This window comes from Microcoleus sp. BR0-C5 (assembly GCF_036705045.1).
In the GTDB taxonomy this organism is placed as follows: Bacteria; Cyanobacteriota; Cyanobacteriia; order Cyanobacteriales; family Microcoleaceae; genus Microcoleus.
Genome location: NZ_JAUBTR010000002.1, coordinates 47,338 through 62,312 on the forward strand (window position 1 = coordinate 47,338; position 14,975 = coordinate 62,312).

Sequence of the window (14,975 nt, forward strand, 5' to 3'; positions counted from 1 at the left end):
AAGATGCCTGTTCCACAAAGAGTGAATTTATTGTGGGATGGGCATAGAGATCGCAACAGGCAAGATGCCTGTTCCACGCAACAGGCAAGATGCCTGTTCCACAAAGAGTGAATTTATTGTGGGATGGGCATAGAGATCGCAACAGGCAAGATGCCTGTTCCACAAAGAGTGAATTTATTGTGGGATGGGCATCCTGCCCGTCCATAAAAAGCTTAATAAATCAATGGAAAATCAGAAGTCTATTAACCCTAATTGGGTCATTGCTTGGGGCCCAGAAGCCCGATCGCACCCTGCAACTTGGGAAACGTCCGGTTTTGCCATTATCGGCGCTCAACCCACCTTCAGCCCCGATCGGCGATTTGTGCTGGTAGGCGACTGCTGCTTCGATCGCACTTTGCTAGTCAAACAACAAATTGATACTGATGGATTGAGCGATTTGGCGATCGTCGGACAGTTATGGGAAACATCCGGCCCTCAAACTTTGAGCTTATTGGAAGGACAATTTGCCCTTGCTGTGTGGGATCGAGACGAGCAAACCTTGTGTCTGGGGCGCGATCGCGTGGGAGCAAAAACGCTGTATTACACTCGCACGGGAACGACTCGCCATATTGCGCCTCGACTGCGATCGCTCAATCCCTATCACGATCGAGAACTTGATTTAGTTGCTTTGCGCGACTATTTGTGCTGTGCGTTTGTACCCGGAGCACAAACGCTGTGGGAAGCGGTGCGAGAGTTGCGGCCCGGTAGCTACTTGTATTTACCGGATGTTGAGGCGCAGAGATACTGGCAGCCACAGGAGCAAATTACTAACGCCGATCGCCCTTTGGAATGGCATAGTCAACAAGTGCGATCGCTTTTGGAACAACTGGTGCAGGAAGCGCTACCAGCGGGAGAACCAGTCGCAGCATATCTTTCGGGCGGGATAGACTCAAGTTGCGTCACGGCGATCGCCACAAGGCTGCACGATCGTCCGGTACACACTTTTTCGATGCACTTTGGCGCTCAATATCCCAGCGAGATTGAATTTGCCAACATCGTTGCGGCACATTGTGGCACTGAGCACCACGTTTTGGAAGTTTCGCCGCAGCTAATTTGGGAGTTGCTGCCGGAAACGCTGGCGGCGATGGATGATCCGGTGGGGGAAGGCTTGACGGTGCCAAATTTGCTGCTGGGGCGATCGGCAAAGCAATTCGCAGACGTGGTACTGAATGGCGAAGGCGGCGATCCGTGCTTTGGCGGGCCGAAAAATAAGCCGATGCTGCTGAATAGTTTGTACGGTTCGGTTCAGGTTAAAGCCGATCCGATCGCAGCTTACTTGACTTCGTTTCAAAAATGCTATGTGGATTTGCCACGTTTGCTGAAGCCGGAGGTTTGGGAAAAAGTGAAGAATGCGCCTTCTGTCTTTGCTGAGGAATTGCAACAGACAGAAACGACGTTTTTGAATCGGCTGATGCGGCTCAACATTGAGTTTAAAGGAGCCGATTACATTTTGACCAAGGTGAATAATCTCACGGCTGCGGCGGGACTAAAAGCTCGATCGCCCCTTTTCGATGCGCGGATGGTGGCACTGAGTTTGCAAATTCCGCCAGAATACAAGCTTTCGGGCGCGCAGGAAAAAGCGGTTCTCAAGGCTGCTGTGGCGGATTTGCTGCCCGATGTGATTGTCAACCGTCCGAAAAGCGGGATGGTGATGTCGATGCAGCAGTGGTTTTTGAGGGATTGGCAGCGACAAGCGCGATCGTTGCTTTTGAATCGTCGTGCTGCGATCGCGCCTTACCTCGATCGAACACTAATTCGCGAGTGGCTAAACTATCGTGGGGAAGTTTTTCCCCGCTATGGGTTGAAGCTGTGGCTGCTGGTGACGCTGGAAATTTGGTTACAAGTGAATCGCCGTTAGGATGGCGAATTAAATAACTTACAATTTTAATTGTTATTGTGGGATGGGCGTCCTGCCCGTCTTTTTTGGACGGGCGGGACGCCCATCCCACAAACTTGTGGAAGTTATTTAATTCTCATTCCTTAGCTATCCAAAATTAGGACAGGAAGCCGTGTTTTGCGTCGTGTCAATTTAAGCACTTGACCCCAATTTTCTCGATCAACAATGGCATTTTCCCTATGCGGTTTTCGCTCTTGTTTATATAGCAATCCTCGCATCATTTGTGTAATTCTTGTAGGGGCAAACCCCCCGTGGTTGCCCCCATGAGGCTGCGGTAGGCAAAGAAAGGCACTACCCCTACATCTTTTTACGACTCCTGCAAGGATTGCTATAGTTCTCTTGCGATGATTATGGGATGTTTGGTTTCACCTTTTTAAAATTCGCCAACAGTCTCTTGAAATCGCCCGCAATTCTTCAAGCCGCAATTTTAACCAGCCGCATTTTTAACCCCCAATTTCCAGCACTATTTTACCAGTTACTGAGCCTTTTTCTAACAGTTCGTGAGCGGCTTGCGCTTCTTCGAGAGGGAAAGTTTTGCTGACGTGAATTTTTAGCAAGTTGCGATCGCACAAACGAGCACACTTCTGCAAAATCTGAGCCTGCTGTTCCTGTTCCTCCACCAAACCTTCCAGCATCGGTGTTAACATTAATTCCAGACTAATTCTCAGATTCCGCATTCTCGCTGTTTTCAAATTGCCCAAAGCCGGATCGGGTTCCAAAATTGTTACCAAATCTCCATAAATTTTCACAGTCGGAATAGTTTGGTAAAAAGTTTCTCCCCCGACTGTATCGAAAGCCAAATCAACTCCTTGTCCTTGAGTCCAAGTCAAAACCTCATCGACAACATTGGTGTTTTTGTATAAAATAACTGAATCTGCACCTAGGTGCTTGACAAAATTGGCTTTTTCCTCAGAACTAACAGTTGTGCAAACCTCTGCACCCTGCAACTTCGCCAACTGTACCGCGACGTGGCCGACACCGCCGGCACCAGCTTGAATCAGCACCTTCTTTGATAACACCTGGCCGGCTTGCAAGCGCCCTCGATCGTACAGCGATTCCCAAGCTGTAATTAAAACTAACGGTGCCGCCGCCGCCTCAGCAAAACTTAAAGCAGCAGGCTTGAGGGCTAGAAAGCGTTCGTCTACAACGGCAAACTCAGCATAAGTCCCGATCGACCCCCCCAAACCGCCATTGCAGAAAAAAACCTCGTCTCCCACTTGGAAACTTTGCACACCAGCACCGACAGCCTCTACGACTCCCGCACCGTCGCACCCCAAAACGTGAGGAGTTTTGTCGGGGTAAAAAGTGCCGCGCGATCGCAACTTAGTATCTATCGGATTGATACCCGCCGCTCGCAACCGCACCAAAACTTCAGTTTCTGTTTGTATAGTAGGGGCGGGGATATCTTGCAGTTTCAATACGGACGGGATTCCGGGGGTTTGAAAAACGATCGCTTTCATCATGAGTGTTACACTAGATCAGATAATCCCTAGACTTTATTGTACATTGCTTAGCAAAGCAACAAAAAACTTTTCGTTTATCCCAAAATATATGAGGGTTGTTGAAAGGCATTACATAGATCGGCAGCATCAATTTTATAAACAGTTTGATGGCTTATCATTTCTGTTCAAAAATCTCTACGATCGGGGTAAATATTTATGAGGACAAACTTTTTCACTTCGGGTTCTAAAGTTGGTGGCACTAAAATTATCAGACAGTTATTTGCCATTTTCAAACCTAGAGACTTCTCTCAATCATTCCCTGCTAATATTAGCAAGCAAGTTTTCAAACAAGTTTTTCACGATTGGGAGGATTGCCAAAAATCAAGAATAGCTTATGACCGAGATATACCTAAATTTTCATTTCTCCCCAGCATCCCCCAATACAAACATAGAATCTGTACAGGTAACTTGTTCAGTTCTGATAACCAATCCATAAAAAAAAGGGGGAGCGAATCCAATAAGGGACTACTTCATTTCTCTCCAAGTGACATAATAATTTATACAAAATCTCCTAATGTCATCAAGGTAAGAATAGTTCCTGCAACAGCACTCTACTTTGTTGAGGCTGCCCATCAAAAGCTTGTAACGTTGGTGAATTTAAATTGCCACCTTAGAGCAAGTATAGATTTAGGGATCGATCACCTCGTAGCTGTGGCATCCAATAAGCCAACATTTATTCCAACTATTTATGATAATCAAAAAAATCTCAAATCAATCAATCAATGTTTCAATCAGCGCCGAGCATTTTTACTATCAAAAATTGACCAGGGAAAATCTACCACGCGCCAAATGCAGCAAATCACCTTTAATCGAAATAAACGATTAGAAAACTACCAAGATAAAACCAGCAGTTTGATTATCAAGCGGTTGGTGGCTCGGAAAATAATTCAGTTCATTATTGACACCAATGTGAGAAATAAACAGAATATAAAATCACAAAAAAAGCATCAAATTTTGGGTGTAATTCCTCATGCCGAAATCATGAATTTTATTACTTACAAAACTGAGATAGTCGGTATCAACATAATAGTTACACAAGCATATTATACAAATAAGTGCAGATTAGGGGATTTAGAGCCTGTCGGTAAGCAAGACTCTTACCAGGGTAAGATCGATAAACGCGGATGGTTTCGGTCTTGGAATGAAAGTCGGATTAATGCTGATGTGAATGCAGCGTTAATTATGATTAGAAAAGTAAACGTAAACTCACCCCCTTAGAGGAGTGCCACAATCGTATATATGTGTTTACAATTTCACCTGTACGGTTTCAGCCTGTACGAAAAAAAATACAAAAAGTTCGGTAATGTCAAGTAGTGCCAGGTTTTTTGTGAACTGTTAACTCTGTTGTCGCCTTCACGGCGATCTTACCTTGTATTCGTTACCCATCTGTGACGATACTTAGTTATTTTTAAATAGATTGGCTTCAGATAACTACAACAATTGTCGAGCGGTGCTAATCGATGTTCGATCTAGATTTATTTTTTTACTTTGAGATTCTTGCATATCTTCTGGGATTATTGGCGACTTTAGCCGTGGCGTCCACGATTTATCTCAAGTGGCACCGAAGGCTATCTAGTCTACCGCTAGCCCACGAGCAACGGCAGTTGGCAGAATTAAAGCCCGACGATTTATCTGCGGGATTGAAAATGCGGAATAACTTTTTGATTTTTCCCAACTCAAATCTGTGGCCGGCAACTGACAGCTTCTTGGGTAAAGTTTTAGGTATGGGCCAGGCTGTATTCTTGGCCAAGCAACAGCGCCTAAGTGTGAATTCTTCGCCTATTATGGGGCCTGGAACCTGCAAAACCCTAAGTCTGAGCATTTCGGGTTCGATGGGGGAAAATCCCGATCGCCCAAATGCCGAGGAGCCTCCCAAAGTTAATGCTTTCGCGCAATTAGAGGAAGATTTGCTGGGCGAAATCCTAGCAGGTACTGATTCGCCGGGGGGAGCAGAATTCTTTGATGCCTTAGTTTGCCACTTAGCCTCAGCACTCGGAGTTCGCACCGCCGTCACTGCCAAATCGATTAAGTCGAAGGCACGCACCGATGCTGCTGCCGATAGATTGCAACTTATCAGTTTTTGGAGCGACGGACAGCAGCAGCCAAACTTTGAGTGCGACACCGCCAATACTCCCGAAGCGCGGGTGCTGGAGGCGGGAATGTATTCCTGTCCCGACTACCTCGGGGAAACCTTTCCAGAAGACCGCAGACCGGTAGTTAAAGGTGCGCGCAGTTTCCTGGGAGTCTTGCTGAAAAACTCTTACGGCGAACCTTTAGGCATTATTTGTATTTTTCACGATCGACCCCTGGTGGAAGCACATCTTGCCAAATTCCGATTAATTCTCAGTATCTTTGCCGGACGGGCCGCCGCCGAATTAGAGCGGCAGCGCCTAGAAGCAGCACTGTCTACTGTAGAAGCGAAATACTGCGCCCTGGTAGAACAAATGCCCGCTGTCACCTACATTTCTCCCCTCAACCGCAAGGCTGCCAAACTTTACATCAGCCCGCAAATCGAGACTTTTCTAGGTTATTCTGTAGCTGAATGGAGAGCAGATCCCAACCTGTGGCTGAAACTCGTTCACCCAGAAGACCGTGACCGCGTGTTAGTTGAAAACGCCACACAGAAATTCAGCGATGGAGAAGATATCTTCTGCGACGGGTCGCTGGTTTCAGAATACCGCGCGATCGCCCGCAACGGCCGAGTCGTCTGGTTCCGCGATCAAGCTACCGCAGTTCGCGATGAAGCAAGCAAGTCTGTCATCCTTCAAGGCGCAATGTTTGACATCACAGAGACTAAAGTAGCTGCCAGCGCGCTTCTAGAAAGCGAATACCGCTATTACACCTTGGCAAAAATACTGCCTGTCGGGATTTTCCGCGCCGACGCTGCTGGAGATTGCTTGTACGTCAATGAGCGATTTTTGGAGATGGCGGGACTGACTGCGCCAAAGGCACTAGGCGAAGGTTGGGCGCAAAGTTTGCATCCCGAAGACCGCGATCGTGTTTTGAGCCAGTGGTATCGCGCTGTCACAGACAAGTTGCCCTGTAAGTTAGAGTACCGCTTTTGCAACGGTGACTTCACAACCTGGGTATTTTGGCAAGCAGTGCCAGAAATGACCAAAAGCGGGGAAGTTCTAGGCTATCTCGGCACGTTGACGGATATCACCGATCGCAAGCAGGCAGAATTCGCGCTGCAACAGGCGGAAGAGAAATACCGCAGTATCTTTGAAAATGCGATCGAAGGCATTTTCCAGACAACGCCCGACGGACGCTACCTCAGCGCTAACCCTGCTTTGGCGAGAATTTACGGTTACGAGTCGGCCGCCGACTTGATCGCGAATATCCAAGACATAGACCGCCAACTTTACCTCGATCCCAACCGCCGCGTCGAGTTTTTGCGCGCGATCGAAAAACACGGTTTTGTGTCTGAGTTCGAGTCCCAAGTTTACCGCGCTGACGGCACTACTATCTGGGTTTCCGAGAACGGCCGGGCAGTTCGCGATCCTGACGGAAATTTACTTTACTACGAAGGTACTGTCGAAGATATTACCCTCCGCAAAATAGCAGAAGATAAGTTAGTACACGATGCTTTGCACGATATGCTAACCGGTTTGCCCAACCGATCTTTATTTATGGATCGCTTGGGGCACGCGATCGATCTTTCAAAACGCCGCCCCGAGATTTTGTTTGCGGTGCTGTTTATCGATCTCGATCGCTTTAAGGTTGTTAACGACAGTTTGGGGCATTTAGTGGGCGATCGGTTGCTGATCGCGATCGCGCAGCGCCTGGGAATCTGTTTGCGCGCTGGAGATACCGTTGCCCGTCTTGGCGGCGACGAATTCGCTATTTTGCTGGAAAATATCAAAAGCACCGAGGATGCGATCCAGATTGCCGAACGAGTGCAAGCGGAACTGGCAGAGCCTTTTTACCTTAACGAATATCAAGTTTTTACCAGTGCTAGCATTGGGATTGTTTGTTCTGGTTTTCCTCCGTATCCAAGGGAAACCAGCAAACTGTCGAGTCCCGAAAATCTGGGAAATATCGATCGGGAAACTTCTTTGTCTTGCTTATCTTCTGACTCTCCGGTTCCCAATGCCCCGTTCCCGATATTGTACGATCGGCCTGAAGAACTGCTCCGAGATGCAGATGCTGCCATGTATCATGCTAAGGGATTGGGCAAAGCTCGCCACGAAGTTTTCGACTTAAGTATGCACACTCGCGCCGTCGCCCTTTTGCAACTGGAAAACGACCTGCGACGCGCTTTAGACTCCCAGGAATTTCAGCTTTACTATCAGCCCATCGTCTCTCTAGTTACTGGTAGAATCAGCGGTTTTGAAGCGCTGATGCGGTGGTATCACCCGCAGCGGGGTGTCGTATCTCCTGGCGAGTTTATTTTAGTAGCTGAAGAAACTAGATTGATTATACCTATGGGCTGGTGGATGATGCGATCGGCTTGCCGTCAGATCCATGAGTGGCACCAAAAATTCCCAGCAAATCCGCCGTTGACTGTCAGCGTCAACCTTTCTAACCAACAATTTAAACAACCGGATTTAATCGCTCGCATTCGCGAAATTTTACAAGAAACTCAGCTTGACCCCCGCACTTTAAAGGTAGAAATTACTGAAGGAGTCATCATGGAAAATGCCGAATCAGCAGTCGCTATCCTCGCGGAATTGAAAAATTTAGAAATTCAATTATATATTGACGATTTCGGCACTGGCTATTCTTCTTTGAGCCGCCTGCACACCTTTCCAACTGATGCTTTAAAAATCGATCGAGCTTTTGTCAGCCGCATGACAGAAGATGAAGGCAACGAAGCGATTGTACAGACTATTTTAATTTTAGCCAGTCATTTAGGCATGGATGTAATTGCTGAAGGCATCGAAACCATCGAACAGCTTAATTTACTCAGGGCGCTGCAATGCGAATACGGACAAGGATACTTTTTCTCAAAGCCGATAGACAGCATCGCAGCCACACTTTTGATAGAAAGTCAACCCAAATGGTAATTTGACTGTTGACTGTTGACTGTTGACTGTTGACTGTTGATTATTAACTTTTGGCTTTTTGTTTTAGTGAGTTAAGATAAGCATTAAGTTTTGGTGAAAGTTCATTTAATAAGGGATGCAGGCGATCGCTCTGTTCTTGAGTTAAAAGATTTCGAGCGTAGGCAAGTCTTAACCTGTGTCTTGTTTCGTTTAAGGAGCATCTGGCAATTTTCACAAAACGCTGATTATCTTGGCAGCTATAGCGTCCATGTCCTTCTGCAATATTAGCACCAACACTATCAGCCGAGCGCACTATTTGTTTGCCCATCGTATCCTTCGTAAACTCGTCCCATTTTTTAACAATAAACCATATTTCGTTTGATGTTTTTTCAGCTAATTGATAAACTTGTAGCTGTTGAAAGCTTTCCATATTAGCTTCTTTAAATAATTGATAGCCAACAATTGATTAATGACTAATACAAGTTAACCGTCAACAGTCAACAGTCAACCGTCAACCGTCAACCGTCAACCGTCAACCGTCAACTTCCTTAAACTTTCGCTTCCAAAGACTTGAGAAACTCAGTATTTACCCCCGACTCTCGCGTCAGGGCAATTTTTCCAGTACGAGCAATTTCCTTAATCCCAAATCTATTCAGAACCTGGACGATCGCCACCATTTTACCGGGATCTCCGACAACTTCCAATGTCAGCGTATCATCACCAATATCCACCACTCGCGCTCTAAAAATTTGAGCTAACTCAATTATCTCCGATCGCGTCCCGCTAGCAGCATTAACTTTCAGCAACATCAACTCCCGTTCCACACAGGGAATTTCCGTTATATCCTGAACTTTAAGCACGTTAATCAACTTGTACAGTTGCTTTGTCAACTGTTCGATAATCTGGTCATCTCCGGGTACAACCATCGTAATCCGAGACACTCCCCCTTGTTCCGCCGGGCCAACGGCCAGACTTTCAATATTAAAACCCCGACGGGCAAACAAACCAGCAATTCGAGTGAGGACACCCGCTTCATCTTCAACTAAAACCGAAAGAGTGTGTTTCATTTCTCCAAAAAGACGCATTTCGTGCAATTCTACTTTCGCCAATTCGCCTTTTAGCAGAAGTGCACGCCCATTGAACCTGCATTAGATATTTTATCGCGAGTTATTGACCGTTCATCTCCTGGGAAAAAAACCCTCGATCAATTTCGCTTTTACCCGTCTCGATCCCCCTCGCATCCCCCTTAACAAGGGAGACTTTGATAACACTCCTGTCCCCCCCTTCTTAAGGGGGGTTAGGGGGGATCGGCTTTATCTCAACCGTCAACCCGCCCCAACTCAGTTCTGGGCGCACCCGATCCAAGTTTTTTTGTGTACGAACGTACACAATTACGCGACCGAATAAAAACTTTTCATGTCTTGTCCCGGACGGGACTGAAATTTTGAGACCCAATGGGTCTCAAAATTCCTTCAAATAAAAACCCGGTGTTGCAGAGATGGCATCTGGCGGCGGACTTGTTCTAGTCGATCGGGATTAATTTCTGCAATTGCCACACCCGGTTCCTCTCCAGCATCCGCCAAAACGGCACCCCAAGGGTCTATAATCATCGCGTGACCGTGTGTTTGACGGCGGCCGTAGTGGTGTCCAGTCTGTGCCGGGGCAATCATATAACAAGTATTCTCGATCGCCCTAGCTTGCAACAAAACCTTCCAGTGATCCTTGCCAGTGTAAGCGGTAAACGCCGCCGGCACGAACAAAATATCAGCCCCCTTGTACGACAAATGCCTGTACACTTCCGGGAACCGCACGTCATAGCACACGGAAAGTCCCAGCGTCCCCAACTCCGGCGACACATAAATTGGCGGCAAATCTTCACCAGCTTTCACCGTGTTCGATTCCCTGTAAGTAATGCCGTCTGGCACATTCACATCGAACAAATGTACTTTTTGGTACCTTGCCACTTCAGTGCCGTTTTGGTCTACCAGCAAACAAGTATTGTATACCTTCCCCCCGGTCGTCGGCACTGGAAATCCGCCGCCCAGAATCGTTACCTGGAACCGCTGGGCCATAGTTTTGATAAATTTTTCGCTCAGGAGCCCGATCGCCTCTGCTGAAGCAATTTTTTCCTCCTCTTCGCCCATAAACGAGAAATTTTCTGGTAAGGAAACTAATTCCGCACCCCGACGTACTGCCAGGTCGATTAATTCCTCTGCCTGAACCAAATTTTTTTGCAGGTCAGGCAAGCTAGTCATTTGAATTGCTGCGGCGAGATAAGACTTCATCGATTCACAATATTAGTCAGTAGTCAGTAGTCAGTAGTCATTAGTCAGTAGTCATTAGTCAATAGTCATTGGTAACTAATTTGATAACTAAATAGTTGATATCCTTGAACTTTACCCAATTTATGCGCTGTTTAGCACTAACGGGTATGGTTTGAGAGTTTTGATATTTGAGCTTTAAATTAACCTGTAACTCATAATTCAAAAATCAAAACTCTCAACTCTTACCTTCTAGGTTTTGCCACCTAATTTTCCTCAAATCTTAAGGCATTGGATGGAAAAGCAGGTCGGGGAAAAAGCGGTTAAATTCAATTAAAGCCGCAGCTTGAATAGATATCCAAAGGATAGCCAATACTGGTGCTGTCGAAAGAAACTTGACAAAGTATTGCATGAATTCTGCTCCTGAAAATTCGAGACAGTTAGTAATTGCCGATCGGTAAGCGGGCTAATTGCTATTTTCTAGTTAATCACTTAACTGTTAGCTATTAGCTCTTCTCCATTTCCCAATTTTAGCGGGGGGAAACAGTAATTTCGTCGTCCTTCGCAAACATTTCACCACTGGTGATTGATGTGAGAGCTGCCAGAGGCCATAAAACGCCGCTCAGCATACATTTGATTGCCAAAGGAACGTCGATAATAATCTCTTTTTCCTCTGGGGTTGCTGATTTTTTGGTAACTTGCAGATAAGAACGGCCCACCCAACCAATCCAACCGGCGATATACAAGAACAGTATGCTAGGAATCAAAAAGTCCCCTGCTTTGCTCAAGTTGCCGTCTACGATTAAGTGCGGGTATCCTTCTGGGCCGCACATAGCTTGAGAATAGCGATCGAATCTTGCTTTCGCAGATGCCGGGTCGCCATTGGTAGAACGTGCATTTTTAGCCAGTTCCTTGAATTCGGGAGAGTCTTTGCACGGCACTAAATTGTAAGCCGAAGCAACTGGAGCAAAACTGATCCAGACACTCAACACTAAAATTGCAGCAAACAATCGTCGCATGGAATTGTTTCCTTTTGTTACAAAACAATAAGTTTTTGTACAAGCATTTCAACTTGCCGATCTGGAATCCAGATTACCGTGTTTGTTGACAGTGTAAAGTATCCATCATTGATGTGGCAAAGCCCAATAGAATGAGGGATTCCCGTTTTCATAGGTCAATGCTGAGCTAGCAATACCGCGAGGATATTCCTTCATTGCATCCGATGATGGTCTTACCTGTCGATCGGGCAAAAATCCCTGAACAATAACCTGAGTACAGGTAGAGCGGGGGACTTGCGCCGAATTAGTTAAGCTAGCAATAACTAACCTATCAAATAAAATTAGCAGTTAATGGCAACCATTTTCGCAATCGAAACAAGTTGTGACGAAACAGCAGCAGCAATTGTTAAGAATCGTCAAGTTTGCAGCAATGTTGTAGCATCACAAATTAAAATCCACGAGCAGTATGGCGGGGTAGTACCGGAAGTGGCTTCGCGGAGTCACCTAGAAATGCTCAATCAGGTAATTGCCCAGTGTCTCGGTGAAGCAAACCTGAGTTGGTCAGAAATTGACGGTATTGCAGCGACTTGTGCCCCTGGTTTAGTAGGTGCATTGTTAGTCGGGCTGACAGCGGCGAAAAGCTTGGCCATAGTCCATCAAAAACCTTTTTTAGGCGTCCACCACCTCGAAGGGCACATCTACGCTTCTTACCTTACCGAACCCGACTTGCAGCCACCGTTTTTGTGTTTGTTAGTTTCCGGGGGACACACTAGCTTTATTTACGTCAAAGATTGCGGCGTTTATGAAACTGTAGGACACACACGAGACGACGCTGCCGGCGAAGCTTTTGATAAAGTTGCGAGACTGTTGCAGCTAGGATATCCCGGCGGGCCGATGATTGACAAATTGGCCGCCCTTGGCAATCCCCAAGCATACCCCCTACCAGAAGGCAGAATTTCCTTGCCCGGTGGAGGCTACCATCCTTACGACAGTAGTTTTAGCGGCTTGAAAACTGCTGTTTTGCAATTAGTACAGAAACTCAAGAAACAAAATAACAATGTGGGTGAGGAAGGCATCTTGCCTGCCTCTACAATTAATGATATTGCGGCTAGCTTTCAGGAAACTGTAGCTAAGGGTTTAACAAAAAGAGCGATCGACTGCGCCGTAAATTTCGGGCTTACCACTATTGTAGTCGGCGGGGGAGTTGCAGCAAACAGCGGACTCCGAAAACACTTACAAGCAGCAGCAGCAAAACACAACTTGCGGGTATTGTTTCCGCCATTAAAATATTGTACAGACAACGCCGCAATGATCGGCTGTGCGGCAGCAGAACACTTGCAGCGAGGACACACATCGCCGCTGACTTTGGGAGCCAATTCAAGAATGGCTGTTAGCGATATTATGGAATTGTACAATAGTCATTAGTTATTATACGAATTTTTTATGAGGCTGCATAGAATCTGATCCCCCCTAGCCCCCCTTAATAAGGGGGGGACAAGATTCTTCTCAAAGTCAACCCCTACTCCCCTTCTTAAGGGGGATTTAGGGGGATCGAGATATGTGCAACTTCACCTTAAATTAGTATCAGTCAACAGTTAACAGTCAACAGTCAACCCAACGATGAAAATCCGCGACGCAGAAGAAAGCGATTTGCCAGCAATTGTCCAAATATACAACGCAGCAATACCGGGCAGAATGGCGACAGCAGATTTAAAACCAGTCTCAGTCGAAAGTCGCCTCCCGTGGTACAGAGAACACTCGCCCAATTCCTGGCCGATTTTGGTAATGGAATCAGAACAAAATATTGTTGGCTGGCTGAGTTTGCAGATTTTCTACGGACGCGCTGCCTATCAGCATACAGCAGAAGTTAGCATCTACGTCGCACCCGATCGCCAACGCTGCGGAATCGGACAAAATTTATTGCAATCGGCAATTGTGCGGAGTCCAGAATTGAAGCTTAAAACTCTAATAGGAATAATTTTTGCTCACAATCAGCCGAGTGTAAGATTGTTTGAGAAATTTGGCTTTCAGCGGTGGGGATATCTGCCGCAAGTTGCCGAACTTGACGGCGTTGAAAGAAATGTCGTAATTCTAGGTTTGCGTTGTCTGTAGGGAAACGGCAATGCCCATTGGTGTCAACTTAAACTGTCAGTCCGCCCAATCCTTCCGTCCGCCCGTCAGTCCGCCAGGGAATGAATTCCCTGTCTAATAGCGAAAGTCCTCTTAAGAGGACTAATGAATCTTAAATTTTTCTTCTCAGTCCTCTTAAGAGGACTTTCGCTTTGAGGCAGGGGTTTCAACCCCTGGCGGACTATCGGTTGTACGTTAAGTTGTCACCAATGGGCTCTTGGAGTGTCCTAATTTGAAGGAAACGACAACACCGTGTCTTGATTTGTAGGGAAACGGCAATGCCGTGTCCTAATTTGGAGGAAACGGCATTGCCGTTTCCCTACCTCAATCTGCTAAAATTTTAATTTCATCCAAAGATGCGATCGCCACATCAGCATTTTCCAAATGACTAACCTGGGCCTTTCCCCAACAAATCCCGATACAGCCAGCCGCGCCCGCATTTTTACCCATCTGAATATCGCCCGCTGAATCTCCCACCATCAAAGTTGCTGCGGGATTTACTCCAAGTTTCTCACAAGCTTGCCAAAACAATTTCGGATCGGGTTTATGAACCGTTGAATCAACTCCCATTTCTAACTGAATCCACTCGGCTAAGGCGTGGTGTTTCACAAATTTCTGCACCGATTCTGTTGTAGCAGCCGAAAGAATTCCCAGTTTTAAACCCGCTTCCGAAAGATATTTCAGCACTTCCAAACTACCGACAAATAAAGGAGAAACAGCACTATTTTTAAACATTTCGTCAGCTTCGTCAAAAGCGCGGCGCGCAATAGTTAAAGATTCCAGCCATCCCCTGCCGGTTTCGGCGATGTATCCCGCTGCCACAATCTCATTTTCCCTGCGGCTACCGACTGCTAGCAAGCCCGTAGGGTCAATGCTGCCGCCTTCGATCCCGAAAGCCATTTGTAAAGGCTCTCCAACGCCCGGAATTTGAGCGTCTGCGAGGCGCGCTCGCTTCATCCCCAACAGTCTCAAAAATTCTTGAGAATCCTCTAGAGTGCCGTCTTTATCAAAGATTACGGCTTGGATATTCGAGAAGGTAATGCCCCGACATTTAATAGTTACCAAGAATCTGAACTCCGTAATTTTTATATTTTTTTCTATCTTCCCATATTGCGCTATTTTTGGCAATTCCTAATTGCCCACGATCGTTGTAATCATGTCCA

The 14,975-nt window shown here is 46.4% G+C and carries 12 protein-coding genes; 5 read left to right on the forward strand and 7 right to left on the reverse strand.

What is annotated here, in order from left to right; translation table 11 throughout:
* Window positions 1-223 precede the first annotated feature (223 nt).
* On the forward strand, window positions 224-1,897 hold the full coding sequence (locus QUB08_RS01070) for an asparagine synthase-related protein (RefSeq protein ID WP_333222699.1): 1,674 nt from the start codon (window positions 224-226) through the stop codon (window positions 1,895-1,897).
* Between the two features lie 482 nt (window positions 1,898-2,379).
* Here QUB08_RS01070 and QUB08_RS01075 read toward each other — a convergent pair whose 3' ends face one another.
* Window positions 2,380-3,396: a zinc-dependent alcohol dehydrogenase family protein gene (locus QUB08_RS01075; protein WP_333222932.1), complete on the reverse strand. Its 1,017-nt coding sequence runs from the start codon at window positions 3,394-3,396 to the stop codon at window positions 2,380-2,382.
* Window positions 3,397-3,594: 198 nt separating this feature from the next.
* Between QUB08_RS01075 and QUB08_RS01080 the strand changes: the two genes are divergently transcribed.
* Entirely contained in the window at window positions 3,595-4,656 is a 1,062-nt protein-coding gene (locus QUB08_RS01080; RefSeq protein WP_333222701.1) for a transposase, read from the forward strand.
* A gap of 242 nt (window positions 4,657-4,898) precedes the next feature.
* Window positions 4,899-8,444 carry an EAL domain-containing protein gene (locus tag QUB08_RS01085; RefSeq protein ID WP_333222703.1) on the forward strand — a complete coding sequence of 1,182 codons (3,546 nt, stop codon included), beginning with the start codon at window positions 4,899-4,901 and terminating at the stop codon, window positions 8,442-8,444.
* A gap of 43 nt (window positions 8,445-8,487) precedes the next feature.
* Here QUB08_RS01085 and QUB08_RS01090 read toward each other — a convergent pair whose 3' ends face one another.
* The 5 genes from QUB08_RS01090 to QUB08_RS01110 form a co-directional block, all read right to left on the reverse strand.
* Entirely contained in the window at window positions 8,488-8,853 is a 366-nt protein-coding gene (locus QUB08_RS01090; RefSeq protein WP_333222705.1) for a four helix bundle protein, read from the reverse strand.
* 118 nt (window positions 8,854-8,971) lie between these two features.
* On the reverse strand, window positions 8,972-9,490 hold the full coding sequence (gene ilvN / locus QUB08_RS01095; RefSeq protein ID WP_041622928.1) for an acetolactate synthase small subunit: 519 nt from the start codon (window positions 9,488-9,490) through the stop codon (window positions 8,972-8,974).
* Between the two features lie 405 nt (window positions 9,491-9,895).
* Complete coding sequence (locus QUB08_RS01100) at window positions 9,896-10,708, reverse strand: carbon-nitrogen hydrolase family protein (RefSeq protein ID WP_333222707.1); 813 nt, start codon at window positions 10,706-10,708, stop codon at window positions 9,896-9,898.
* 259 nt (window positions 10,709-10,967) lie between these two features.
* On the reverse strand, window positions 10,968-11,096 hold the full coding sequence (gene psaJ / locus QUB08_RS01105; protein ID WP_333037175.1) for a photosystem I reaction center subunit IX: 129 nt from the start codon (window positions 11,094-11,096) through the stop codon (window positions 10,968-10,970).
* Window positions 11,097-11,214: 118 nt separating this feature from the next.
* Window positions 11,215-11,703, reverse strand: a complete 489-nt coding sequence (locus QUB08_RS01110) for a Photosystem I reaction center subunit III (RefSeq protein ID WP_333037176.1) — start codon at window positions 11,701-11,703, stop codon at window positions 11,215-11,217.
* Between the two features lie 330 nt (window positions 11,704-12,033).
* On the opposite strand from QUB08_RS01110, the gene tsaD reads away from it, so the two are divergent.
* Together tsaD and QUB08_RS01120 are read left to right on the forward strand one after the other, a co-directional pair.
* Window positions 12,034-13,107, forward strand: coding sequence for a tRNA (adenosine(37)-N6)-threonylcarbamoyltransferase complex transferase subunit TsaD (tsaD, locus tag QUB08_RS01115; protein ID WP_333222709.1), 1,074 nt, complete (start codon window positions 12,034-12,036; stop codon window positions 13,105-13,107).
* 195 nt (window positions 13,108-13,302) lie between these two features.
* The gene (locus QUB08_RS01120) at window positions 13,303-13,794 is read left to right on the forward strand and encodes an N-acetyltransferase family protein (RefSeq protein ID WP_333222711.1); all 492 of its coding nucleotides are present in this window, start codon (window positions 13,303-13,305) and stop codon (window positions 13,792-13,794) included.
* Window positions 13,795-14,136: 342 nt separating this feature from the next.
* Here the strand turns inward: QUB08_RS01120 and QUB08_RS01125 are convergent, their stop codons facing one another.
* Window positions 14,137-14,877 carry an HAD family hydrolase gene (locus QUB08_RS01125; RefSeq protein WP_333122668.1) on the reverse strand — a complete coding sequence of 247 codons (741 nt, stop codon included), beginning with the start codon at window positions 14,875-14,877 and terminating at the stop codon, window positions 14,137-14,139.
* Window positions 14,878-14,975: the final 98 nt, after the last annotated feature.

Excerpts from the sequence above, each read along its gene's own strand:
- QUB08_RS01070 (WP_333222699.1), top strand. The coding sequence starts at position 224 with ATGGAAAATCAGAAGTCTATTAACCCTAATTGGGTCATTGCTTGGGGC.
- QUB08_RS01075 (WP_333222932.1), bottom strand. The coding sequence starts at position 3,396 with ATGAAAGCGATCGTTTTTCAAACCCCCGGAATCCCGTCCGTATTGAAA.
- QUB08_RS01080 (WP_333222701.1), top strand. The coding sequence starts at position 3,595 with ATGAGGACAAACTTTTTCACTTCGGGTTCTAAAGTTGGTGGCACTAAA.
- QUB08_RS01085 (WP_333222703.1), top strand. The coding sequence starts at position 4,899 with ATGTTCGATCTAGATTTATTTTTTTACTTTGAGATTCTTGCATATCTT.
- QUB08_RS01090 (WP_333222705.1), bottom strand. The coding sequence starts at position 8,853 with ATGGAAAGCTTTCAACAGCTACAAGTTTATCAATTAGCTGAAAAAACA.
- ilvN (WP_041622928.1), bottom strand. The coding sequence starts at position 9,490 with ATGAAACACACTCTTTCGGTTTTAGTTGAAGATGAAGCGGGTGTCCTC.
- QUB08_RS01100 (WP_333222707.1), bottom strand. The coding sequence starts at position 10,708 with ATGAAGTCTTATCTCGCCGCAGCAATTCAAATGACTAGCTTGCCTGAC.
- psaJ (WP_333037175.1), bottom strand. The coding sequence starts at position 11,096 with ATGCAATACTTTGTCAAGTTTCTTTCGACAGCACCAGTATTGGCTATC.
- QUB08_RS01110 (WP_333037176.1), bottom strand. The coding sequence starts at position 11,703 with ATGCGACGATTGTTTGCTGCAATTTTAGTGTTGAGTGTCTGGATCAGT.
- tsaD (WP_333222709.1), top strand. The coding sequence starts at position 12,034 with ATGGCAACCATTTTCGCAATCGAAACAAGTTGTGACGAAACAGCAGCA.
- QUB08_RS01120 (WP_333222711.1), top strand. The coding sequence starts at position 13,303 with ATGAAAATCCGCGACGCAGAAGAAAGCGATTTGCCAGCAATTGTCCAA.